The 22,656-nt window shown below is 71.8% G+C and carries 18 protein-coding genes; 7 read left to right on the forward strand and 11 right to left on the reverse strand.

The features are described 5' to 3' along the window. Window positions 1-20 precede the first annotated feature (20 nt). The 5 genes from ACFYYH_RS13990 (at window position 21) to crcB (ACFYYH_RS14010) (ending at window position 2,484) form a co-directional block, all read left to right on the forward strand. The gene (locus ACFYYH_RS13990; protein ID WP_388550066.1) at window positions 21-446 is read left to right on the forward strand and encodes an ATP-binding protein; all 426 of its coding nucleotides are present in this window, start codon (window positions 21-23) and stop codon (window positions 444-446) included. 249 nt (window positions 447-695) lie between these two features. After that, on the forward strand, window positions 696-1,058 hold the full coding sequence (locus tag ACFYYH_RS13995) for an ArsR/SmtB family transcription factor (protein ID WP_388550069.1): 363 nt from the start codon (window positions 696-698) through the stop codon (window positions 1,056-1,058). A 246-nt stretch (window positions 1,059-1,304) separates the two neighbouring features. Next, entirely contained in the window at window positions 1,305-1,769 is a 465-nt protein-coding gene (gene crcB / locus ACFYYH_RS14000; protein WP_388550448.1) for a fluoride efflux transporter CrcB, read from the forward strand. Continuing rightward, a complete protein-coding gene (locus ACFYYH_RS14005) occupies window positions 1,766-2,113 on the forward strand; it encodes a DUF190 domain-containing protein (protein ID WP_388550071.1) in 348 nt (115 codons plus the stop codon). The genes crcB (ACFYYH_RS14000) and ACFYYH_RS14005 overlap by 4 nt, the downstream gene beginning before the upstream one ends. Then, window positions 2,110-2,484: a fluoride efflux transporter CrcB gene (gene crcB, locus ACFYYH_RS14010; protein ID WP_388550074.1), complete on the forward strand. Its 375-nt coding sequence runs from the start codon at window positions 2,110-2,112 to the stop codon at window positions 2,482-2,484. The genes ACFYYH_RS14005 and crcB (ACFYYH_RS14010) overlap by 4 nt, the downstream gene beginning before the upstream one ends. 182 nt (window positions 2,485-2,666) lie before the next feature. Here crcB (ACFYYH_RS14010) and ACFYYH_RS14015 read toward each other — a convergent pair whose 3' ends face one another. From ACFYYH_RS14015 to ACFYYH_RS14025, 3 genes are all read right to left on the reverse strand, one after another. Further along, the gene (locus tag ACFYYH_RS14015; protein WP_388550076.1) at window positions 2,667-3,839 is read right to left on the reverse strand and encodes an alpha/beta hydrolase; all 1,173 of its coding nucleotides are present in this window, start codon (window positions 3,837-3,839) and stop codon (window positions 2,667-2,669) included. A gap of 250 nt (window positions 3,840-4,089) precedes the next feature. Next, the gene (locus tag ACFYYH_RS14020; protein ID WP_388550078.1) at window positions 4,090-4,473 is read right to left on the reverse strand and encodes an MmcQ/YjbR family DNA-binding protein; all 384 of its coding nucleotides are present in this window, start codon (window positions 4,471-4,473) and stop codon (window positions 4,090-4,092) included. A gap of 148 nt (window positions 4,474-4,621) precedes the next feature. Then, a complete protein-coding gene (locus ACFYYH_RS14025) occupies window positions 4,622-5,890 on the reverse strand; it encodes an ATP-binding protein (RefSeq protein ID WP_388550081.1) in 1,269 nt (422 codons plus the stop codon). Window positions 5,891-6,066: 176 nt separating this feature from the next. Here ACFYYH_RS14025 and ACFYYH_RS14030 point away from each other — a divergent pair, with 176 nt between their 5' ends. Together ACFYYH_RS14030 and ACFYYH_RS14035 are read left to right on the forward strand one after the other, a co-directional pair. Next, window positions 6,067-6,231: a hypothetical protein gene (locus ACFYYH_RS14030; RefSeq protein WP_388550084.1), complete on the forward strand. Its 165-nt coding sequence runs from the start codon at window positions 6,067-6,069 to the stop codon at window positions 6,229-6,231. Window positions 6,232-6,390: 159 nt separating this feature from the next. Further along, the gene (locus tag ACFYYH_RS14035) at window positions 6,391-6,822 is read left to right on the forward strand and encodes a protein-tyrosine phosphatase family protein (RefSeq protein ID WP_388550086.1); all 432 of its coding nucleotides are present in this window, start codon (window positions 6,391-6,393) and stop codon (window positions 6,820-6,822) included. Window positions 6,823-7,133: 311 nt separating this feature from the next. On the opposite strand, the gene ACFYYH_RS14040 is transcribed toward ACFYYH_RS14035, so the two are convergent. The 8 genes from ACFYYH_RS14040 to ACFYYH_RS14075 form a co-directional block, all read right to left on the reverse strand. Further along, window positions 7,134-8,915 carry an FG-GAP repeat domain-containing protein gene (locus ACFYYH_RS14040; protein ID WP_388550088.1) on the reverse strand — a complete coding sequence of 594 codons (1,782 nt, stop codon included), beginning with the start codon at window positions 8,913-8,915 and terminating at the stop codon, window positions 7,134-7,136. A 295-nt stretch (window positions 8,916-9,210) separates the two neighbouring features. Then, a complete protein-coding gene (locus ACFYYH_RS14045; protein ID WP_388550091.1) occupies window positions 9,211-12,417 on the reverse strand; it encodes an alpha-L-rhamnosidase in 3,207 nt (1,068 codons plus the stop codon). Between the two features lie 121 nt (window positions 12,418-12,538). Then, a complete protein-coding gene (locus tag ACFYYH_RS14050; RefSeq protein WP_388550093.1) occupies window positions 12,539-14,725 on the reverse strand; it encodes a glycoside hydrolase family 3 N-terminal domain-containing protein in 2,187 nt (728 codons plus the stop codon). A 132-nt stretch (window positions 14,726-14,857) separates the two neighbouring features. Next, window positions 14,858-16,153 carry an SGNH/GDSL hydrolase family protein gene (locus tag ACFYYH_RS14055; RefSeq protein ID WP_388550096.1) on the reverse strand — a complete coding sequence of 432 codons (1,296 nt, stop codon included), beginning with the start codon at window positions 16,151-16,153 and terminating at the stop codon, window positions 14,858-14,860. After that, complete coding sequence (locus tag ACFYYH_RS14060; RefSeq protein WP_388550098.1) at window positions 16,150-18,585, reverse strand: glycoside hydrolase N-terminal domain-containing protein; 2,436 nt, start codon at window positions 18,583-18,585, stop codon at window positions 16,150-16,152. The genes ACFYYH_RS14055 and ACFYYH_RS14060 overlap by 4 nt, the downstream gene beginning before the upstream one ends. A 137-nt stretch (window positions 18,586-18,722) precedes the next feature. Continuing rightward, on the reverse strand, window positions 18,723-20,543 hold the full coding sequence (locus ACFYYH_RS14065; protein ID WP_388550101.1) for an alpha-galactosidase D: 1,821 nt from the start codon (window positions 20,541-20,543) through the stop codon (window positions 18,723-18,725). A gap of 227 nt (window positions 20,544-20,770) precedes the next feature. Continuing rightward, a complete protein-coding gene (locus ACFYYH_RS14070) occupies window positions 20,771-21,700 on the reverse strand; it encodes a carbohydrate ABC transporter permease (protein WP_388550104.1) in 930 nt (309 codons plus the stop codon). Further along, window positions 21,697-22,647, reverse strand: a complete 951-nt coding sequence (locus ACFYYH_RS14075) for a carbohydrate ABC transporter permease (RefSeq protein WP_388550107.1) — start codon at window positions 22,645-22,647, stop codon at window positions 21,697-21,699. Before ACFYYH_RS14075 ends, ACFYYH_RS14070 begins: the two co-directional genes overlap by 4 nt. Window positions 22,648-22,656: the final 9 nt, after the last annotated feature.

Genomic DNA, 22,656 nt, shown 5'->3' on the forward strand with positions numbered 1-22,656 from the left:
CCCGTCCACGCGGAGGTCCGGTGATCACGCGGCTCGACGCCCTTCCCCTCCGGCACGTACTGACCCTGCCCGCCATGGGTACGGCGGTACGGCTGGCACGCGAGACCACCGAGAGGGTGCTGACCGAGTGGGGCATCAGCCATCGTCATCCGAGCGTGGATCCGGCCCTGCTGATCGTGAGCGAGCTGGTCACCAACAGTGTGCGCCACGCCGCCGCCCTGTCCCCCAGCATCACCGTCGTCTTCGCGGCGGGCCCGGACACCTTCGCGTTCGCCGTCCATGACCGCCACCCCTATCAGCCCGCCCTGTACGCGGCGGTCACCGACGCGGGGGGCGGCGGGCTGGCCACCGTGGTCGAACTCACCCTCGGGCTGGGCGGGACCGCGGTCGTACGGGGCGACGCGGACGGCCGGGGCAAGAGCATCTGGGTCACCCTTCCCCTGTAGTCCGCTCGTCCGTTGTCGTCCGTTGTCGTCGGCTCGTCCGTGCTCCGCGCGACCGCGACGCGCTCGCCGGCGAGCCGACGCGCCGGCGGACGAATTGCGGGTTTTGGGAGTTCCGAAGGTCATCACTTCGGCGGGAAGGCGCGAGGATGGCCCTATGACGAAGAGTTCTCGATGCGTGCGACGCGCTCAGCGCGCACGGCGGCGGCGATCCGGCCGTGCGGCGGTCTTCTGCGGCGTGGGGCGGGTTCGGTGAGCGCGCCGCTGTACCAGCTGAAGGCCGAGTTCTTCAAAACGCTGGGACATCCGGTCCGCATCCGGGTGCTGGAGCTGTTGAGCGAGCGCGAGCACGCGGTCTCCGAGATGCTGTCCGAGGTGGGTGTCGAGCCGTCCCATCTGTCGCAGCAGCTTGCCGTCCTGCGCCGTGCCAACCTCGTCACCGCGCGCCGGGAAGGCTCGGCCGTCTACTACACCCTGGCCAGCCCGAAGGTCGCGGAACTGCTCAAGGTGGCGCGCACGATCCTGTCCGGGGTGCTGACGGGCCAGGCCGAACTGCTGGCCGACCTGCACGCAGCGGAACCGGATCCCACGCCCCGGCGGCGCGGGGCGTCCTAGGCACGGGGCAGTCCGGCGCACGGCGCCGGTCGTGACCGGCAGCGGGCGGAGGCGGTTGGCGTCCTGACGGCCCCTGGGGCTAGCCTTGGAACGAGAGGCACCCCCCGGGTGCCGCGCGGCGGTGGGGCTCGCCGTACCCGAACCGCGGCGATCAGCCGCCAACGGTCCCTACTTGCGAAGGAGTGCGCCCGCGGAGGGCGCCGAGCGAGTAGGAGACGCCCTGTGGTGCGAGTTCCCCGGAGCCGTGTGGTGGAAGAGCCCACCGATCCCGATGTCGACCTCTCCTTCCCCGCGCACCGCCCCGAACGTGCGCGGGTGCTGTGGCCGGTGGTGGCCGCCGTGGCGCTCGGCGCGATGTGCGGCGCCGCGGCCCGGTACGGGGCCTCCCTGATATGGCCCACCGCCACGGCCGGGTTCCCCTGGACGACGTTCGCCGTCAATGTCACCGGCTGTGCGCTGATCGGCGTGTTCATGGTGATGATCAGCGATGTGTGGACAGCACACCGTCTGGTCCGTCCCTTTGTCGGTACCGGTGTGCTGGGCGGCTACACCACGTTCTCCACCTATGCGGTGGACATCGCGCGTCTGGTGGATGCCGGCCGTGCGCGCGCGGGCATGGCCTATCTGGGACTGACACTGCTCGCGGCTCTCGCGGCGGTGTGGGCCGCGGTGTGGGTGACGCGCCGCGTCGTGGCGTGGAGGCAGACATGACGAAGCTGGCGGGTACGGCCCTGCGGGCGACGATCCTCGTCGGGGAATCGGATCTGTGGCATCACCGCCCCCTCTACACGGAGATCGTCCACCGGGCGCACGCGGCGGGGCTGGGCGGGGCGAGCGTCTTCCGCGGCATCGAGGGGTACGGGGCGTCGTCGCTGATCCATACGCAGCGGCTGCTGTCCCTGAGCGAGGACCTGCCGGTGGCGATCGTGATCGTGGACGCCGGGGAGAAGATCCGCGCGTTCCTGCCGCAGCTCGACGAGCTGGTCACGGAGGGCCTGGTCGTCCTCGACGACTGCGAGGTCATCCGGTACGCGGGCCGGGAGGCGGACCGGTGAACTGGCTCCTCGTCCTGGCCGGGGCGGCGATCGGCGGACCGTTGCGGTATCTGACCGACCGGGCGGTGCAGGCGAGGCACGACACCCTCTTCCCCTGGGGGACGTTCACGGTCAATGTCGTGGGGTGTCTGGTGCTCGGGCTGCTGACGGGGGCCGTCACCGCGGGTGCGGCGTCCTCCCCGGTGGAGCTGTTCCTCGGTACGGGGCTGTGCGGGGCGCTGACGACGTACTCCACGTTCAGCTACGAGACACTGCGGCTGGCCGAGGACGGCGCGGCGTTCTACGCGGCCGCCAATGTCGTCGCCAGTGTGATCGCCGGGCTCGGCGCGGTCTTCGTGGGCATCACCCTCGCGGAGGCGCTGTGGCTGTGACCCGCCGTACGGAGACGGCCCCGGCGGTTCAGGGGCCCGTCCGCCCCTCCGTGAACGGGCCGGGACGCACGCCGTGGCCGTGCCCGGGGGCGGGCACGGCCACGGTTCCGGTGGAGCGGCGGGAGGGAGCCGGACGGCCGGCGGAGGACCGGCGCCGGGCCCGGCCGGGCCCGTCGGCTCACCTACTTCGTACGGGTCCCCGACTTCTGTTCCCCGTACAGGGCGTCGCGGAGGGTCTTGGTGGTCTCCGCGACGGCCGCCTTGTTGGACTCGGTGTCCGCCAGGGCGTTGAGCATCATGAAGTCGTGGGTGATGCTCCCGAAGTGACGGTTGGTGACCGGGACCCCGGCTCTGCGCAGCTTCTCCGCGTACGCGTTCGCGCCGTCCAGCAGGACGTCGGAGTCCGTGATCACGAGCGCCTTGGGCAGACCGCGGAGCTGGTCGACGGTCGCGAGCAGCGGGGAGGCGAGGGGCTGTTCGCGGACCGCGGGGTCGGGGGCGTAGGCGTCCCAGAACCACTCCATCGCCTCGCGGGTGAGCCAGCAGCCTTCCGCGAACCGGTTGTACGACGGGGTGTCGAAGCGCGCGTCGACGACCGGGTACAGCAGGACCTGCTGGAGGAACGTGGGGCCGCCGCGCTGCTTGGCCATCAGGGTGACGGCGGCGGTCATGTCGCCGCCGACCGAGTCGCCGGCGATGGCGAGCCGGGAGGAGTCGACGTTGATCTCGCTGCCGTGCTCGGCGACCCACTGGGCGACGGTGTACGCCTGCTCCAGCGGCACGGGGAACTGTGCCTCCGGGGACGGCGTGTAGTTGACGAAGATCACCGTGGCACGGGCGCCGTTGGCTATCTCGCGCACCAGCCGGTCGTGGGTCTCCGCGTTGCCGAGGATCCAGCCGCCGCCGTGGAGGTAGACGATGCCGGGCAGAGGGCCCTCCACTCCGGGCGGGCGGACGACGCGGATGGACACGGGCCCGGTCGGACCGCCGGGGACGGTCCGCTCGCTGATCTCGGCGGGCAGTTTGGCGACGGGGCCCGACTGGAGCTTGTTGAGCACCTCACGCGCCGCCTCGTACGACAGGTCGTACAGGGGCGGGCCGCCCTCGGCGGCGAGCTGGTTCAGGAACTCCTGGTCCAGGGGCTCCAGCTTCACGGGCGGATTGCCGCAGGGAGCGTACGGGTACGCGGGCGTGGCCTGGGCCACGGCGACACCGGGGTGACCTGCGTTGGGGGCCGCCGGGAGCCCCGACGGACCGGCACAGCCGCTCATCAGCGCGGCCGCCGCCGCGGTGGATGTCGCCGCCAGGCCGTACCGCGCCCGGCGCCGCGAACCCTCGGGTATGGATGAAGCCATGGCACTTCCCTTCACGAAGGAGTGGGGCCTCGCCCATCAGCATGGGGTCAGGAAGCTCCGCCGGGCATGCGGGACTAGCCCGGAAGAGTCAGCGGCTCGCGCCCGCCCGGCTCCCGTCCGCCAACGGGACGCTCCCACCGCCGGATCGGCCGGATCGGCGGTACCGCGGGACCCGGGATCCGCACATCGGAACCGGTCCCGGTGGTGCCCGCGGCGACCCCCGCCACCACAGGAGCGACAGCGACAGGACCTAGCGGGCGCCGGGGTCCGATGTGGCCGCCAGGGCGGGAAACGCCTCCAGCAGACGGTCCGGCGCGGCCTGCTGCCAGGAGTCCACGAGGATGTCGCGCAGCTCGTCCAGGTCCTCCAGGGCCGCGAGCCGTACCCGTACCCACGCGGAACTCGCCTCGTGCGGCGGCACCCAGAACTTCTCCGGCTCCGCGGCGATCAGCTCCGTCCGCTCATGCCGGGGGCAGCGCACGGCGAACGAGGTCTCGTCGTCGGGAACCGTGATGAACATCTTCCCGGCGACGCGGAACGTGGGCATGCTCCACGCTTCCTTCTCCACCGTCTCCGGGAGCGCCAGTGCGATTCGGCGGACGTCCTGGGCATCGATCGTGGTCACGGGCACCATGGTAGGACGACCGGCCTGATGGCCGGCGGCCGGTGCCGACGGCCACCCGGCAGGGAGGTCGGACCCTGGCCCGGCAGCAGGTGACGTCCCGGTGGCTGCGGCTCATCGGCGGACGCGGCGCCTGGCGGGCGGGCGCGGTGACCGGGGTTCAGGTGCGGCCGTAGCGGATGGTGTGGTCGGCGAACTCCAGGGCCATCTCAGTGGTGACGGTGGGGCGGGTACGGCGGATGGTGCGGAGATAGTCCTCCGTGGTGGGCCGGGCCCGCTGCCCGCTGTCGAGGGTGCGCTCGAAGATGCTCTGCGCGACGGTACGGGCGGCCTGCTTGATGTCGGCCGGGGTGAACCCGTCGCTGGCGTCGGCGAGGACCTCGGTGTCGGCGTGGGCTCCCGCCTTGGCGATATAGCTGGTCCACAGGGCGTTGCGGGCCTCGTGATCGGGCGGGCCGACGGGCAGGACGTAGTCGAAGCGGCCGTGGCGCAGAAAGGCCGGGTCGAGGGCGGCGACGGTGTTGGTGGCGCAGATCAGCAGCCGGCCGTCGTGATCACGGAAGCGGACGATCGACTTGAGGAGTTCGTTGACCACGCCGACGGAGACCGGGTCGGCGAGATTACGGGCACCCGCGACCTCCTCCACCTCGTCGATGAAGACCAGCACATGGTCGAGTTGGGCGATCTCGTCGAAGCGGCGGCCGAGTCCGTTCGCCAGCCCGTCCTCCAGGGCGATCCGGGACGGGAAGAGCTCGACGAACGGCCAGCCGAGCCGACTGGCCACCGCCATCGCGAACGTGCTCTTGCCGGTGCCCGGCGGGCCGAACAGCACCACGGCCCTGGGGGGTTCGACCCCGTGCTGGTCGGCGAGTTCGGGATTGGCCAGCGGCAGCACCAGACGCCGTTCGACGAGTTGCTTCTCGTCGGCCATCCCGCTGAGTTTCTCCCAGAGTCCGGACGGGGGTACCACCGCGCCGAGCGAGGACAGCACCGCGGAGTCCTGCGCGGTCACCGACTGCGCCTTCTCGTAGTAGCTCAGGCCCCGGTGGGGACGGAATCCCGCGTTGCACAGCGCGGTGGCGCCGGTCTCCTCCTCGGGCAGCAGCGCGGCGACCGTCTTGGCGCCCGCGCCCTGAAGACGGTGTTCCAGCGCGGAGAGCAGCGCGGTGCCCAGGCCCAGATTCCGCCAGGCCGGATGCAGACCGATCCGCAGCACCCATGCCCGGTCGCCGTCGACCCGGCCCACCGCCGCGCCCACGAGGTGATCGTCGGCCAGCGCGACCACACTGGGATGCTGGGCCTGGAGCGCGGCGACGACCTCGGAGAGGCCGAAGACGGGGGGCCGGTCGGTGGTGGCGCTGTCGCTGTCGAGCCGCACCACCGCTTCCAGATCGTCCGGAGCGAAGTCCCGCACATGCCACACGGCCATGGTCCAGCCTCTACCCGTCGCCGTCCTGCCCTCCTGGCCTTCCATCATCGGGCCTCCACCGCGGGATCGCCTGTTCGGAGCAGTGGGGCGCACCGTACGCGAGCACGCGGATCCGCCGGGTGACGCCATCCCGTGACAGGTGCCCGGGGCGGCCGCTGCGGAAGAGGCGCGGCTCGTTGCTGTCGGAGGCCGAGGACGTCGGTCCCGCGGTCGTCCGACTCGAAGGGATCCAGCGGCAGTTGGTCGCTCCGCTCGATCTGCTGGATCCGAGGTCCGTACGGTTCCCGCGCTTCCGGGTGGCGTTCGACCGTCACCACCATACGGCGTCGACCCTGACCTGAACGCTCAGCCGCCGAGCGGGCATCCCGCCGAGCCGGGCGGGCTGCGGGCTGCGGGCTGCGGGCTGCGGGCTGCGGGCTGCGGGCTGCGGGCTGCGGGCTGCGGGCTGCGGGCTGCGGAACATTGGCACGGTGGCGTGGTCACGCGGCTATCGTGAGCGCATGACCGAGACCTGGAATCCCGCCGACCCCGGTGTTCTGCGGCTGCCTTCGGGGCGCCTGGTCAGGGGGCGCGGGCTCCGCCGGCCGCTGCCGCCCGGTCCTCGGCCCGACTACGCCGTCCATCTGCTCGGCAAGCGGCCCGCCGAGGTCCCCTGGGAGGCGCACTGGCTGCGCTGGCCCGACTTCCGGCTGCCCAGCGACGATGCCTCCGCGCGCGAGGTCCTCCGTGAGGCGCTGGCGCGCGCGGCCGACGAGCGTGTCGAGATCGCCTGCGGCGGCGGCCGTGGACGGACCGGGACGGCGCTGGCCTGTCTGGCCGTTCTCGACGGAGTGCCCGCTGACCGGTCGGTGGAGTACGTACGCCGGCACTACCACCGCCGGGCCGTCGAGACGCCGTGGCAGCGGCGCTATGTACTGCGGTTCGCCCACTGATCCACGGCAGACTGATCCACGGCAGAGGGCCGAAGCGGTATTCCCCGGCCCCGCCGGCCGGCCCGGCCGGCGGTTTTGGAGCGAGGGCGGCCCTGGAGCGGGGGGGGCGGCCGGGGCGGCCTCCGGGGCCATTCCGGCTGGTGCGGGAGGGTCCTCGCGCTGCTTCGCAGACCGCCGCTGCCGCGCGGACCGGGGCCGAACGGCCCCGGTCCGCGCGACGGCCGGCTCACGAGGAGCGCCGCCCAGGACGGTCTCCATGCCTCAATCCCCGGCGGCGAACGGCGACCGGGCCGGACAGGCCCCAGCCCGGGTCAGACCAGATCGGCGTACTGGTTCCAGCCTCCGCTGCCGATCTTCACCCGGGCCTTGAAGGGCGCGGACGCCTGGCCGGTGCCCGCGTAGAAGTACAGCTCGCCCGCCGCGTTCGAGGCCAGCAGATCGGCCACTCCGTCCCCGTTGAGGTCCCCGGGCGCGGCGAGGTTCGTGTACTGGCTCCAGCCGGCGCCGCCCACCTGGGCCTTCGCCCCGAAGGGTGTACCCGCCCCGCCCGTACCCGCGTACAGATACAGACCGGCGGAGCTGCGGGCGACGAGATCGGCGCGGCCGTCTCCGGTGAGGTCCCCGGCTCCGACGATCTTGTTGAACTGCTGCCAGCCGCTGCCGCCGATCTGGACCCGGGGCTTCACCGACAGACCCGTGCCGGAGCCCGCGTAGAAGTACAGCGCCGTGGAGCTGCGGGCCAGCAGATCGCTCTTGCCGTCTCCGTCGAGATCCCCGGGGCCGATCACCAGGTTGTACGACTTCGAGCCGCCCGCGATCTCCGGATCGGACAGCGCGTAGACACCCGTGTTGTAGAGATGACCGTCGTAGGTGCTGTGCTCGATCAGATCGGACAGTCCGTTGGCGCGCAGCGACACCGCGTGGGTGAGCCGGGCCGCGGCGCGGTCCCAGCCGTCACCGATGAGGTACTTCGCGGTGAGCCGGCCGGTGCCGGTGGCGTCGTAGTAGTAGAGCGTGCCGCCGGAGGTACGGGCGAAGACGCCGCCCTTGCCGAAGTGCGGCCGGGCGCCCGCGCCCGCGAACTGGGTCACGGCGCCCCACTCCGTACCGACGGGTTCACGGGCGGCGAAGGTGCCGGTGCCGTTGCCCGCGTAGTAGTACAGGGTGCCGTCGTAGGAACGGGCCACCAGGTCCGCGGTGCCGTTGCCGTCGTAGTCCGCGCCGCCGACGAGCTGGTTGTACTGGAGCCAGCCGGTGCCGCCGATCTGGACACGCTCCGCGAACGGGTAACCGGAGGCCGCTCCGTTGCCCGGATAGACATAGAGCCCGGTGGAGTTGCGCGCGATCAGATCGGCCAGGCCGTCGCCGGTGAGGTCGTCGGCGCCGACCAGCTGGTCGAACTGGCTCCAGCCGGCGCCGCCCACCTTGGTCCCGGCGGCGAACCCCTTGCCGGTGCCCGGGAAGACATACAGTCCCGCGGTGCCGCGGGCCAGCAGGTCGGGGGTGCCGTCCCCGGTCAGATCGCCCGGGACGAGCAGCTTGTCGTACGCCTGCCAGCCGGAGCTGAGGGTGGTGTACGAGGTCATGCCGCCGGCGCTGGTGGCGTTCGCCCCGCTGTGCAGCCGCAGCGCGCCGGTCGGCGTCAGGCTGAGCAGGTCGGCCCTGCCGTCGCCGGTGAGGTCACCGGGCAGCAGCAGGTCCTTGACCTGCGAGTCGTCCGAGGAGATGACGGGCGCGCCGTCGCTGCCCCAGTCGGCCCACACCTCGCCGTAGCTGAGGCGGTACAGCAGGTCGCCCGCGCCGTCACCGTTCAGGTCCGTGCGCTGGGCGGCGCCCGCCGCCGCGCGCGCGGCGGAGAGCCGGCGTTCCCCGGCGGCGGGAGCGCCGTCTCCACGGCCCGGGATGGTGAAGGTGGGCCGGTCCCCGGCCGCCGGAGCGGGCAGGGTGACCGGGCCGTGCGCGCCCGCGCCCGGTTCCGCGGCCGAGGCCGTGACCATCAGGGAGCCGCTCACGAGCAGCCCGGCGCAGCCGAGCACGGCGGAGCGGGTGATACGGCGGGGCCACTGGGCCCCGGGTCTTGCGTGGTCGGGCATACCGCCTCCAGTGAGATACAGGGACCCCGGGGCGGGGAGCGGCCCGGACCGCGCACGGTGGTGCGCACCCGTATGTGTCATGGCGTCGCTGTACGGCCGCCGGCCCGTGGCACGGCGGAGGAATCCCCCCACGACGACGTCCCTCCCCAGGTCGTGAAGGTAGATCTATCCGGACGGGGCTGGTGAGGGCAAGTCAGTTGTTGCCCCGCGGTGGATATTTCATGAACGGAGGGGAGGGGTCCGGTGAATCACGGGGTGTTCACCGGCCCCCCGGTGTGGTCCGCCGCGGGTCCGGCTACCCGCGTGCGAAGTGGTGGGTGCCGGAGCCCGTGGTGAAGACGGCGCAGCCGTCGTCCATCCGCAGGAACCGGGCCCGGCCGTGGCTGACCTCCCTCCTGACGGACGCCGGGATCCACACCTCCGCGGTGGTGTTGGCGGGCACGGAGACGGTGAGGCGGAAGCCGTCGTCGCCCGCGCTCCAGCGGGTGGTGACCGGACCGTACGGCGAGTCGAAGCGGGCCTGACACTCCGTCACCTCGCCCCCGGGGCGAGGCCGGACGACGATCCTGCGGAAGCCGGGAGCGCCCGGGGCTATGCCCGCGATGTTGGCGTACATCCACTCACCCACCGAGCCGTAGGCGTAGTGGTTGAAGGAGTTCATGGCCGCGTCCTGGAAGCCGCCGTCCGGTGTGACGGAGTCCCAGCGCTCCCACATGGTGGTGGCGCCCCGCTCGATCTGGTAGCCCCAGCTCGGGAAGGTCCGCTGGAACAGCAGCCGGTACGCGACATCGGTGTGGCCGGTGGCGGTGAGCACCGGCAGCAGCCTCGGGGTGCCGAGGAAGCCCGTCGACAGATGCCAGTCCCTGGCCCTGATCAGCTCGACCAGCCGGTCCGCGGCGGGGCCGCGGTCCGTCTCGGCCAGCAGATCCATCGAGAGGGCCAGCACATACGCGGTCTGGGTGTCGCCCGTGACCCGGCCGCCCGGGGACACATACGCCGTGCGGAAGGCGTCGCGTACGGCGTGGAAGAGCGCACGGTAGGGCGCCGGGTCCTTGCCCAGGGCTTCGGCGGTCCGCGCGACCAGGTCCGCGCTGTGCGCGAAGTAGGCGGTGCCGATCACGTCCTTGGGCGTCTCGTCCCGGACGTTGAGCCAGTCGCCGTATCCCTCCGCCGGGCGGAGATATCCGCTGCTGTGCGCCTCCAGATAGTCCAGCCAGCGCAGCATCGAGTCCCAGGACCGCTCCAGTATCAGACTGTCCCCGTACGCCTGGTACAGCGCCCAGGGCACGGTGACCCCGGCGTCCCCCCAGCCCGCCGCGCCCCTGCCGAGCGGGCCGACGAGCGGTGCCACATCGGTGAAGGCGCCGTCGGCCGCCTGGTCGTCGCGCAGGTCCTGGAGCCATTTGGTGAGGAAGCGCGCGGACTCCATGGTGTAGGCGGCGGTGGGGGCGAAGACATTGATGTCACCGGTCCAGCCGAGACGCTCGTCGCGCGCGGGGGTGTCGGTGGGTACGGAGACGAAGTTGCCGCGCTGGCCCCAGGTGATGTTGCTGTGCAACTGGTTGAGCATCGGCACATCGGTGGTGAAGTCCAGGGTGAACGGCGCCGAGGTGTGGATGACCCGCCCCACGACCGCGTCGAGCGGGGGGCGGCCCGGGTAGCCGGACACCTCGGCATAGCGGAAGCCGTGGCAGGTGAAGCGCGGCTCGTAGGTCTCCGTGCCACCGCCCTTGAGGGTGTAGGTGTCGGTGGCGCGGGCGGTCCGCAGATTGGCGGTGTAGAGCGTCCCGTCGGGGTTGAGCACCTCGGAGTGGCGCAGCCGTACGGTCGTTCCCGCGGCGCCGGAGACGGTCAGACGGGTCGTGCCGACCATGTTCTGTCCCAGGTCGAAGACGAAGACGCCGGGCTCGGGCTCGGTCACCGTACGGGCGGGCAGTTCGCGCTCCACGCGTGAGGGGCCGTCGACCTGCGCCACCAGTGCGGCGGTGACCCCGTCGACGGCCTCCGCCGGGCTCCAGCGCGTGTCGTCGAAGCCCGCGCGTGTCCACCCCTCGGTCTCCAGCCGGGCGTCGTACTCCTCCCCCATCAGCAGGTCGGCCTGGACGACCGGGCCGGCCGCGGCGCGCCAGTCGGTGCCCGAGAGCACCCGCTCGGTGGAGCCGTCGGTGTAGGTGACCTCCAACTGGGCGAGCAGGGCGGGCCGTTCACCGTAGTGGTGGGTGCCGAACGAGGAGATGTTCCCGGCGTACCAGCCGGCCGCGACGGTGGCCCCGAGCGCGTTGGCGCCGGGCCGGAGCAGGGCGGTCACATCGTACGTCTGGTACTGGACCCGCTTGCGGTAGTCGGTCCAGCCGGGTGCGAGCCGGTCCTCCCCGACGCGCCGGCCGTTGAGATGCGTCTCGTACAGCCCGAGTGCCGTGGAGTACAGCCGGGCCCGTGCGACGGCCCTGTCCCGGAGCCGGAACTCGTGGCGCAGTTGCGCGGCGGGGAAGTACGAGGCCCGCACCCGGCCCCACGGGCCGGAGCCCCAGGGAGCCAGGGCCTGGGCGGCGGGCCAGGAGGTGTCGTCGTAGCCGGTGGACAGCCAGTCGCCGGAGGGCTCCTGGTCCGTGGCGCGCCAGGCCGTGCCGGTGACGACGGTACGGACACCGTCGGCGGTCGTCAGCTCCAGCGCGCCGATCAGACCGGCGGGCCCGGCCGAGGCGTTGGTGGCGGAGACGGCGATGACCTGGGGGCCGGGGCTCAGCCGGCCGGTCACATCGACGACGCCGGGGCGGCGCCAGTTCTCCGCGGGGCCGTCGGCGTCGGTGTGCGCGACCCGGGCGCCGTTCACATACGCGGTGCAGCCGTCGTCCGCGGCCAGGACCAGGCGCGCGCGGACCAGGTCCGCCGGGACGTCGAAACGGGCGCGGAACCAGCGGGTCGCGGCCGGGGCGCCGCTCGCCGGGTCGCCCTCGGGGAACCAGATCCAGGAGGCGCCGTCGAGCGCGGGCGCGCCGACGAGGGCGGCGGGCGCGCCGATCCAGCGGGCGGACCAGTCCGAGGCGCCGAGGAGTCCGGTCTCCCACCAGGACGGCTCGCTCCACCCGGAGACGCCGCCCTCGGTGTCCCAGACGCGCACCGACCAGTGGTAGCGGGTACGGGCCTTGAGCGGCGGGCCCGCGTAGGGGACCAGGACCGATTCCCCCGAGGTGATCCTGCCGCTGTCCCAGACGTCGGGCCGGGACAGCCGGCGCGGGTCGGTGGCGACCCGGATCCGATAGGCGCTCTGCGTCCGGCCGGGGCGGTCCGCGTCCAGGGGCCAGCTCAGCCGGGGGCGCGGGGTGTCGAGGCCGAGCGGGTTTCTGACGTACTCGACGGTCGGCCCGCCGGGCGCCGCCCTCAGGGCGCGTGGTGCGGCGGACCTTCCGTCGGCGGCCGTCGCCGCCGGAACGGTCCCGGTGGCGACGGCCGTCCCGAAGGCGGTGGCGGTGGTACTGAGCAGTCGTCTTCTGCTGATCACACTCGGCTCCGTTGCGACTCGACGTTGAATCGTTTCATCCACGGGAAACTAGGCGGGAAACTAGAGACCCGGGTACGTCGCGTCAAGGGTTCTGCGCCGAGGGGTATTGAAACCTTTCACATCAGGTCACGGTCAGCGTCCGCTTCCGGTCGGCCCGTGCGCTGTTGCCCGCGTAGATGTCGAAGTCGCCCGGTTCGACCGTGAACCGGGGCTCACCCCGCCCCGACCAGAACCCGAGGTCCTCGGCCCCGAGCGGGAACCGGACGGTGGCGGACTCGCCCGGGGCGAGGGTGACGCGCCGGAAGCCGCGCAGCCGGCGCACCGGCTGGACCTGCCCGGCCACCACATCGTGGACATAGAGCTGGACCACCTCGTCGCCGGTGCGCTCACCGGTGTTGCGCACGGTCACCGCCGCCTCGACGGTGGCGCCCTCGCGCAGCTCCCCGGCCGTGACCCGGTCGGTGCTCAGGACCGGTTCCCCGACGGTGAAGGCGGTGTAGCTCAGGCCGTGTCCGAAAACGAACTGCGGCCCGTCCGCCAGGTCGAGATACCGGGAGACGTACTTCTCGTCGGAGTGCGCCGGACGGTAGGGGCGGCCCGTGTTCTCGTGGTTGTAGTAGACCGGGACCTGTCCGACCGTACGGGGGAAGGTGACCGGAAGCTTGCCGCCGGGATTGACCTCGCCGAACAGCACATCGGCGATGGCGTGGCCCGCCTCGGTGCCCGGGTGCCAGGCCTCCAGCACCGCGGGGGCCGAGTCGAGCCAGTCCGCGACGGTCAGGGGGCGGCCGTTGACGAGAACGACCACGAAGGGCCGTCCGGTGGCGGCGACCGCGGCGATGAGTTCGCGCTGTGCCCCCGGCAGCGCCAGATCGGACCGGGTGGCCGCCTCTCCGGTGATCTCGGCCGGTTCGCCCACCACCACGATGGTCAGCTCGGCGGCGCGGGCGAGGGCGACCGCCTCCGGGATGCCGCTGGTGTCCTGGCCCTGGGCCGCGACCCCCGGCGCGTGGGTGACCTCGGCGGCGGGCGCCGCCGCCCGGACGGCGTCGAGAACCGTGACCGCGGGGAAGCCGGCGGCCCCCGGCGCGATCCAGGTGCCCAGCAGATCGGTGGAGTCGGCGAACGGGCCCACGACCGCGAGCGATCCGGTCCCGGCACCGACCGGCAGCACTCCCCCGTCGTTCTTCAGCAGCACCATGCAGCGCGCCGCCGCCTCCCGGGCCGCCGCGCGGGCCGCGTCGGTCGGCGCCGAGATCACGGCGCTCTCGTCGGTGTACGGCCGCTCGAAGAGGCCGAGCCGGAACTTCAGCCGCAGGATCCGGGCCACGGCGTCGTCGAGCCGCTCGGGGCTGACCAGTCCCTCGGCGAGCAGTCGCGTTCCGTGCTCGGCGAGATGCGTGGAGACCATCTCCATGTCCACCCCGGCGTTGAGGGAGAGCCGGCCCGCGTCCGCGCCGTCGGCGGCGAAGCCGTGGGCGATCAGCTCATGGACCCCGGTCCAGTCGCTGACGACGAAACCGTCGAAGCCCCACTCCTCCTTGAGGATGCCGGTCAGGGTGTGGGGGTCGGCGTGTGCCGGGACGCCGCTGATGGTGTTGAACGCGGCCATGACGGTGGCGACACCCGCGTCGACGGCGGCCTTGAACGGCGGCAGATAGTGGTTGCGCAGCCGCGCCTCGGAGACGTCGACGGTGTTGTAGTCCCGGCCGCCCTCCGCTCCCCCGTAGGCGACGAAGTGCTTGGCGCAGGCGGCGATCCGGTCCGTGGCGGCGAGATCGTCCCCCTGGTAGGCACGTACCTTGGCCGCCGCGAACCGCGCGTTGAGATACGGGTCCTCGCCCCCGCTCTCCGCGATCCGCCCCCAGCGCGGCTCGTGCGTGACATCCATCATGGGCGCGAACGTCCAGTGCAGCCCGTTGGAGCGCGCCTCCCCGGCCGAGACCTCGGCGTCCCGCGCCGACACCCCGGGATCGAAGCTCGCGGCCTGGGCGAGCGGGATCGGGAAGGTCGTCCAGTAGCCGTGGATGATGTCGAGGCCGAAGAGCAGCGGAATCCCGAGCCGGGACTCCTCGACGGCGATGCGCTGGAGATAGTTGGTGTGCCGGGCGCCCGTGACATTGAGGACGGAGCCGAGCAGCCCCGCCCGCGCCGCGGTCTCCACCTCGTGGGTCTGTCCCTCGCCGGGCCCGGTGTCGCCGGTCCAGGAGAGCTGCTGGAGCTGGCCGAGCTTCTCCTCGACCGTCATACGGCCGATCAGGTCCTTGATCTCGGATGCGTACGGTGCCGTGCCGCTGGCGCCGGTCATGGGAGCGCTCCCTCGTGGGGTGTGGGTTCTTCCGGACATGGCCGCTTCCCCCGGGGTCCCGACGGGGCCCAGGGGAAGCGGAGCCGGTGGATCATACGGGAGAGAGCACCGGCGGCAGGAGAGGGCGGTCGGTCAGCGCTCGCAGCTCAGGGTCTCGATGCCGACCGTGTCGGCCATCGCCTGCATGCCCTTGTCGTTGGGGTGGACATGGTCACCTCCGTCGAAGACCGGCAGCAGCCGCTCCCGGTCGTAGGGGCTGCGCAGCGCCTTGTCGAAGTCGGCGACGGCGTCCAGTTCACCGCTGTTCCTGAGGAACTCGTTGACGTCCTGGCGCACGGCCTCCCCCTCGGGGTCGAACTCGGGCCACCCCTTGAACGGCAGCACCGTCGCGCCGACGACACAGAGCCCCGCCGTGTGCGCCCGGTCGATGATCTCCCGGTACCCGGCGATCAGATCGGCGGCCGTCACCCCGGTGTGGGCCTTGATGTCGTTGATGCCCTCGAACAGGAACACCGTACGGACCCCGGGCTGGGAGAGCACATCCCGCCGGAGCCGGCCCAGCGCGCTCTGGCCGGCGCCGTCCGCCAGCACCTTGTTGCCGGAGATCCCCTCGTTGGCGACCCCCTTGATGCCCGTGCCGGCCGCGGCCTGGAGCCGGCGGGCGAGATAGTCGGGCCAGCGGCGGTTCGTATCGGTGCTGGACTGCCAGCCGTCGGTGATGGAGTCTCCCAGGGCGACCACGGCGCCCGTGGTCCTGTCCGTCTCCACACTGACCGCGTCGAGGTAGTACCAGGACCCGGTCCGGTCGGTCCAGTTGTCGGGGCCCTCCTCGGCGGCGTGGTCACCCGCGGTCGCGTACGAGGTCTGCATGGCCATGCCGTGGCCGGTCGAAGGGCCGCCCGCGCTCAGGACGTGGAAGCTGACGGCCAGGTCGCTCCGGGCGGCCACCCGGCCGGACAGCGGGTCGCTGACCACGCTTCCGCCCGGCGCGACCGTGACCGACCCCGCGCCGCCGAAGGTGAGCGCGCGGTTGGTACCGCGTACGACCCGCGCGCCCTCCTGCCGCTCGCCCACATGGACGCTGTCGAAGGTCACCGGCCGGTCGCCGAACGCGTTGGACAGCCGGACCCGTGTGCCGGCGCCGCCGACGCTGGTGCGCACCACCATCCGGTAGCTCCGGTCGCGGGGCGCCTCTGCCTGCCGGTCCGCGCTCGCGCCCCAGGTGACGACCTGGTGCCGGCCCGGCGCGCTCGCGGAGGACATGCCCGCGGGCGCCGGTCTCCCGGCGGAAGTCCCGGCGGAGGTCCCGGCGGAAGCCGGGGCCGCCGCCGACACCGCGGTCGCCGGCGCGCAGAGGGTGACGAGCAGCGCGGAGACGGCGGCCACCGCACAGCGGCGGCGCAACGACCGCTGCCCCGGCCGGGTCACGCCAGGTCCCGCAGGGTGACCGAGCCGCCCGGCCGGAGGCTGACCTTCCGGCTTCTCCCGCCGTGGGCGACGGTGGTGGTGCGACCGCCGACGCTGCACAGCCTGGCCTGCGTGACCTGTCCGTCCCGCCAGCTCAGATCGACGACGAAGCCGCCCCGTACCCCGACCCCCGTGATACGGCCGGAGTCCGCCCAGGCCGAGGGCAGCGCGGGCAGCAGTTCGACATGGCCGGGCCGCGAGTAGACCAGCATCTCGATCATGGCGGCGGCGGTGCCGAAGTTGGACTCGATCTGGAAGATGCCCCGTCCCTGCTCGACCTCGTAGATGTCGAAGAGGTTCGGCGCCGTGCCGTTGGTGCCGCCGATGGAAGGCCTGAGGTTGGTGACGACGAGCTCGTACGCCTTGTCCGCGTCCTTGAGCCGCGCCCAGCACAGGCTCCGCCAGGCGTTGGCCCAGCCGAAGCTGTTCATCCCGCGCGCGGTCAGCAGGGCGGCCGCGCCGTCGACGATCTCCTGGGGGGTGGAGGCGTCGGGGCGGATACGGTCCCCGGGGAAGAGGCCGATGAGCGGGGAGAGATGCCGGTGGGTGGTCTCACCGAGGTTGTCGGGCGACATCCACTCCTGGAGCCAGCCCGACGTGGGGCTCACCTCGGGGAGGTACAGCCGCTCCCGGAGGGCGCCGACGGCCGTGCTGTGCGCGGCGTCCCTGCCGAGGACGGCGGCGGCGGTACGGAAGTTCCCGAAGAGCGCCCAGACCAGTTCCTGCGCGTAGGTCATGCCCTGGGCGTCCTGGGGGCCGTGCTCCGGCGACCAGTCCTTGTCGTCGATGAGTACCTCGCGGGTCCTGCCGGTGGCCGCGTCGGTGACGGTCGTGGTGATCAGTCGCGCCTCCCAGAACTCGACGGCGCCCTTGAGCAGCGGGTAGATCTTGGCGAGGTACGCCGTGTCCTGGGTGAACTCGTAGTGCTCGAAGAGGGAGTTGGCCAGCCAGGCGTTGCCGCCGGGGTGCCACCACCAGCCGTTGCCGCCGTGGATGTTGGTGGAGAAGGAGACGGCCCAGCCCCCGATCTTCCCGGTGGAGTTGCGGAACCGGTTGCGCGGGTCGTTGTACAGCTCGTGGGTGAGCCGGGTCCAGGACGGCAACTGCGCCAGACAGTAGTCGGCGAAGGCGTCGAACAGACCGGACAGACCGGCCCGGTCGGCCATCCAGTAGTTCATCTGGATGTTGATATCGGTGTGGTAGTCGCCCATCCAGTCCGGATCGTTGCCGTCCAGCCACAGTCCCTGGAGTGCGACCGGCAGGCTGTCACGGGATCCGGCGATCATCAGATAGCGGCCGAACTGGAGGTAGGAGGCTTCGAGTTCGGGGTCCGCCTCACCGTCGGTGTGGCGCGCCCTGACGCGCTCCCAGGTGTCCAGGCCGCGCTGGAGCTCCGACGACTCGCCGAGTGAGATCTCCATCCGCTCGAACAGCTCGCGGTGGTCGGCGACATGGCTGTGCAGCAGGGTGGTGACCGGGTGACGGGCCGCCGCGAGGACCTTGGTCCTGGCCAGCCGCTCGGGATCGAGGCCGCGGTCGCGGTAGCCGGTGGCCGCGTCCGGGGCGTAGTCGGTGCCGCCGCTGACGACGACCGTCAGTTCCTCGCAGCCCGCGAAGGTGATCCGCGTGCCGTCGACCCTCACCGTGCCGGTGCCGCTGTACGCCGTCACGGCGGCGCCGTAGCGCAGTCCGCCGTCCGGGAAGGAGCCGTGGAACGAGGCGTGGGTGCGGGAGCGGTCCGCCGTGGTCTCCTCGCCGTGGGTGCCGGCCAGGTTCACCGATCCGGTGTAGCGTCCGCCGCCCTTCTGCGAGAAGTGCACGACGACGGCGTCGTCGGGGTGGCTGGCGAAAATCCGGCGCTCGTACGTCACTCCGGAGCGCACGTACGAGGAGGAGACCACGCCCTGGCTGATGTCGAGGTCACGCCGGTAGGCGGAGACCGACGACAGGTCGTGGTCCGGCAGGTCGACGGTCAGCCGCCCGAGGAGGGTGAACGAGCCGAAGTCCTGGCGCCCGTAGGGGAACTGGCCGTCCGCGTCGAGCGTGCCGTTGAGACCGCCGGTCCACAGGGTGGCGTCGGTGAGGAGGAGCACCTCACGGGAGGGATCGTTGCCCGCGAGGGCGCCGAGGCGGCCGTTGCCCACCGGCAGGCCCTGCTCGATCATGTTCGTGTCCGAGGCCGGGGACCGGTAGCGGAATCCGGTGACCGACGCCTCGGGAAGCAGCGGGGACCTGGTCTGCCGGACCACGGGCGCGGAGGCCGCGAAGGCGGGCAGCCCGCCGAGGGCGGTGAAGGTGCCCACCGCGGCGGCGAGGGAGAGGACCTCCCGCCGGCTCGGGCGGCGGGAGGAGTCGGGGGCTGACGCGGGTGTGCCGGTGTGCTGGTCGTCCACGGTGCGCTCCATTCCGGAAGGGCGGTGCGGGCATTGCGGGTGCCGGGGGCGGGGGAAGGGGCCGGTGCGGGGCCCGTGCGATCGGGGCCCCGCACCGGTGTGCCGGGCGGGAGGCGGGCTCGGAGCGGGACCGGGGCTCAGAGCCGCGGTACGGCGATCCGGTCGATGTCCGGCGCGAAGTCGTCACCGCTGTCGATGGTGATCGTGTTCGCACCGGCCTTGAGGGTCACCGGGACCGTGACGGTCTCGACGGTCCCCCAGTCGGCGGTGGCGGGGAACTTCAGACCGGTGGCGCCGTTCCCGTTGCTGGAGATCTTCGCCGGGCGCGCGTCACCGCTGATGTAGGAGACGTCGACCATGTAGTGGCCGGCCTTCTTCACCACCACGTCGTTGAACTGGAGCTTTCCGCCCTGGTAGAGGTTGCCGACCTTGTGCGTGCCCGAGCACGCGCCGCAGTCGCCGATCGAGGCGTTGCCGCTGAGCGTGTTGGACGGGGACTCGGCCTCGTAGGCCGTCCTCTGGAACGCGGCTCCCCGCGGGGTGACGGTGAACAGGCGCGAGCCGTGGGCCGGCAGGGCCTGGGTCACCTTGTCCCTGAACGTGCCGAGGTCCTCCTTGTTCCAGACGTCGCGGACCCTGGCCTGGCCCGTGAAGCCCAGGGACTGCCAGTCGGCGGTCACGGCGGCGGAGGTGTCGGCGAGGTTGAAGAGGGCGACGGTGTGGCTGCCGTCGGCGTTCTTCGCGCTCCAGACCTGCTGGTCACCGGTCGCGGTGACGGGGCGCGCGGGCGGGGTGGCGCCCTGGTTGATCGCGATGACGTCCCTGTTGGTCAGCAGGGAGACGCCGTAGTCGTCCAGGCGGGTGAGGTCGTCACCGGTGTAGAGGGGCGACTTGGCGATGGCCCACAGGGTCATATAGCTCTGCCGCTCGGCCTTGGTCAGACCGTCCATCTCGCCGTTGCCGACGTCGATGGCGTCGAGGTCGTTCCAGCCGCCGGGAGCCGCGAACCGGGCCCACTTGGGGGCGTCGTCGAACCGGTCGTCGACCGAGTTCTCCCACGACACCAGGGTGTTGCAGTAGCACTCGACATCGGTGTCGATCCGCCAGCCGTTGGAGTACTTCTTCCAGTCGGCGACATGGTTGATGTCGAGCGACCACGAGATCTCGAGATGGATGGGGCGTCCCGTCCTGGCGATCGCCTGCTGCCAGGCCGCGACATCGGCGACGTTGTTGTAGTTGTCGCCGGTCTTGAAGGAGCCGGGGCCGACGCCGTCGAGCTTGAGGAAGTCGTACCCCCAGTCGGCGAACATCTGGGCCTGCGAGTCGATGTACTTCTGCGCGCAGGGGCGGGAGAAGTCGAGCTTGTAGGCGCTGTCCCAGCCGTTGGTGGTCCGCAGATCGCTGTGGACGACATCGGCGGTGGTGCAGCCCTCGGCGTTCCAGATGGGCACCGTGCCGCCGCCGTACGCCTCCTTCTCCAGGCCGACGGGGAGGTAGATGCCCGCCTTGAGTCCCTTGGCGTGGATGTCGTCGGCGACCGGCTTCATCCCGCGCGGGAAGCGGCCGGGATCGGCGGCCTGCCGGGCATGGCCGTCGAACTCCGGCTTCCACGCCATGTCGCGCCACCAGCCGGCGTCGATGTTGACGTACTCGTAGCCGTACTTCTTGAGCTTGGCGGCCAGGGCGCCCGCCTGCTTGAGGACGTTCTTCTCGGTGAGGTAGCTGTAGTCGCCGTCGGGGTTGAGCCCCGGGTACTTCGAGGACTGCATGCTCCAGCTCGTCCAGCCCATGTACGGCTTCTGGGCGGGCGCCGAAGCCGCCGGGGCACCGGGGGCGGCGGCCGCGGGGGCAGCGGGCGCCGTGGGAGTGGCCGCCACCGCCGCGGGGACGGCCGTGGTCAGTCCGGCGGTGAGCGCCAGGGCGAGCAGGGTGCGCAAGGGGTACGAGGGTGACCGCATGGGCCGGGACCTCCTGTTGTCGGGGCATGGCGGAGCGGGGCGTGCGAAGGTGCGGGGAAGCACGGAACGTACGAGAGGTACGGGCGGGGGTAACGGGGCCTGCGAGGGCTACCGGGAGGGATGCGGCGCGGAACGGGAACAGGAACGGGAACGGGGGCCGGGGAGCCGAGGGGGGAACTGCGCGGCGCGGCGCGGGCGTCCGTGTCCGGGCGGCGGCCCGGTGCCGCTCAGCCCTTGCCGCTGCCGATGGTCAGTCCGCTGATGAACTGGCGCTGGAGCGCGAAGTACACGAGCAGCGTCGGGACCGCGGTCATCAGCGCGCCGGCCGCGATGAGATTGGGATTGGTGAAGTACTGGCCCTGGAGGTTGGCCAGCGCGGAGGTGATCGGACGCTTGTCGCCGGTCTCGATCAGGGCGAGCGACCAGAAGAAGTCGTTGTAGATCCAGATGGATTCCAGCGTGGCGAGCGCCGCGAACGCGGGGCGGCACAGCGGCAGCACGATCTGGAAGAACTGGCGCCAGACAGGGGCGCCGTCGACCAGCGCCGCCTCGGTGATCTCCTTGGGGATCGTCCTCATGTAGTTGCTGAGCACGAAGGTGCAGAAGCCGCACTGGTAGGCGATATGGATCACGATGATGCCCCACACCGAGTTGTAGAGCAGCAGCGAGTCGCTCATCCACCAGGGCAGCGGGATCAGCAGATAGAGCCGGTACAACGGGGTGATGAGCACCTGGGCCGGCAGCAGATTGCCCGCCGTGAAGAGCATCAGCAGGACGATGTTCCACCGGAAGTCGAAGCGCGTGACGAAGAAGGCCACCGCGGCGGAGAACAGCAGGGTGCCGAGGACCGCCGGGACCGTGATGAGCACGGAGTTCCAGAAGAAGTGCGGCATCCCCGACTGGTTCCAGGCGTCCGCGAAGTTCTCCAGGCTCAGCCCGCGCGGCCAGGAGAGATAGCCGTTCCTGCTGGTGTCCTCGTACGGCCGCAGCGAGGTGTAGACGGCCCAGAGCAGCGGGACGAGCCAGAGCAGGGCGATCCCGCCGAGCAGCAGATGCCGTCCGGTGGCGCGCCGGGGGCGGGAGGGGCCGCCGCCGTCCGGGGACGGGGTACGGCGGGTCCGTGAGCCGGCGGCCGGCGGTGTGGCGGTCGCGGTCACTGGTCCTCCTTGCGGAAGTTCTGGAAGAGGAAGGTCCCGATGGCGGCGAGCGAGACGAGCAGCAGGATGACCGCGAGGGCCGAGCCGTAACCGATGTGGCTGGACTCACCGATGATGTTGTCGGTGATCAGGAGGGAGAGCAGTTCCATGCCGGGCTTGCTGCCGACTCCCCCGCCGAGCACGTAGACGATGTCGAACGCCCGCAGCGACTCCATGACGGTGACGACCAGGATGATGATGTTGACGGGTTTGAGGGCGGGGAAGACGACGCGCAGGAAGGTCTGGCGTTCGTTGGCGCCGTCGAGGGCGGCGGCCTCCTTGAGCGCGGGGTCGAAGCCCTTCAGCCCCGCCAGATAGAGAATCATGATGTAGCCGGTGTGCCGCCAGGCGGAGGCGACGAGGACGGCCCACAGATTGAGGTCCGGGTCGCCGAGCCAGTCGATGTGATGGCCGGGCGCCACCCCGTTGAGGACGCCGTTGAGCAGCCCGTTGTCGGGGTTGTAGATGATCTCCCAGATGAAGCCGACCACGGCCAGGGAGAGCACCATGGGCAGGAAGATCGCGGTCTGGTAGATCCGGGTGAAGCGGATCTTCCGGTCGAGCTGGTAGGCCAGGAAGATACCGAACGGGGTCGGCAGCAGGGCCGTGAACAGCAGCCAGACGACGTTGTGCCGGACCGCGGGCCAGAACGGCGGGTAGTTGGTGAAGATCTCCCGGTAGTTGCCCAGCCCGGTCCAGTGGATGTCGGACAGGGCGATGCCGTCCCAGCTCGTGAAGGAGAGTCCGAGGGAGGCGAGGGCCGGCAGCCAGACGAAGACCAGCAGGGCGACGAGCGGGATCCCGATGAGGACCGTGAGGAAGAGACGGTCACCGGCACCGAGCCGGCGCGGGCGGGGCCCGGACCGGTGGCGCGACGGGGAGGGCGGCGCTGGGCGCACGGAGGACATGTGGAACCT

The organism is Streptomyces sp. NPDC002018 (assembly GCF_042890865.1).
Lineage (GTDB): Bacteria > Actinomycetota > Actinomycetes > Streptomycetales > Streptomycetaceae > Streptomyces.

Excerpts from the sequence above, each read along its gene's own strand:
- ACFYYH_RS14005 (WP_388550071.1), top strand. The coding sequence starts at position 1,766 with ATGACGAAGCTGGCGGGTACGGCCCTGCGGGCGACGATCCTCGTCGGG.
- ACFYYH_RS14015 (WP_388550076.1), bottom strand. The coding sequence starts at position 3,839 with ATGGCTTCATCCATACCCGAGGGTTCGCGGCGCCGGGCGCGGTACGGC.
- ACFYYH_RS14020 (WP_388550078.1), bottom strand. The coding sequence starts at position 4,473 with ATGGTGCCCGTGACCACGATCGATGCCCAGGACGTCCGCCGAATCGCA.
- ACFYYH_RS14025 (WP_388550081.1), bottom strand. The coding sequence starts at position 5,890 with ATGGCCGTGTGGCATGTGCGGGACTTCGCTCCGGACGATCTGGAAGCG.
- ACFYYH_RS14035 (WP_388550086.1), top strand. The coding sequence starts at position 6,391 with ATGACCGAGACCTGGAATCCCGCCGACCCCGGTGTTCTGCGGCTGCCT.
- ACFYYH_RS14040 (WP_388550088.1), bottom strand. The coding sequence starts at position 8,915 with ATGCCCGACCACGCAAGACCCGGGGCCCAGTGGCCCCGCCGTATCACC.
- ACFYYH_RS14050 (WP_388550093.1), bottom strand. The coding sequence starts at position 14,725 with ATGACCGGCGCCAGCGGCACGGCACCGTACGCATCCGAGATCAAGGAC.
- ACFYYH_RS14065 (WP_388550101.1), bottom strand. The coding sequence starts at position 20,543 with ATGCGGTCACCCTCGTACCCCTTGCGCACCCTGCTCGCCCTGGCGCTC.
- ACFYYH_RS14075 (WP_388550107.1), bottom strand. The coding sequence starts at position 22,647 with ATGTCCTCCGTGCGCCCAGCGCCGCCCTCCCCGTCGCGCCACCGGTCC.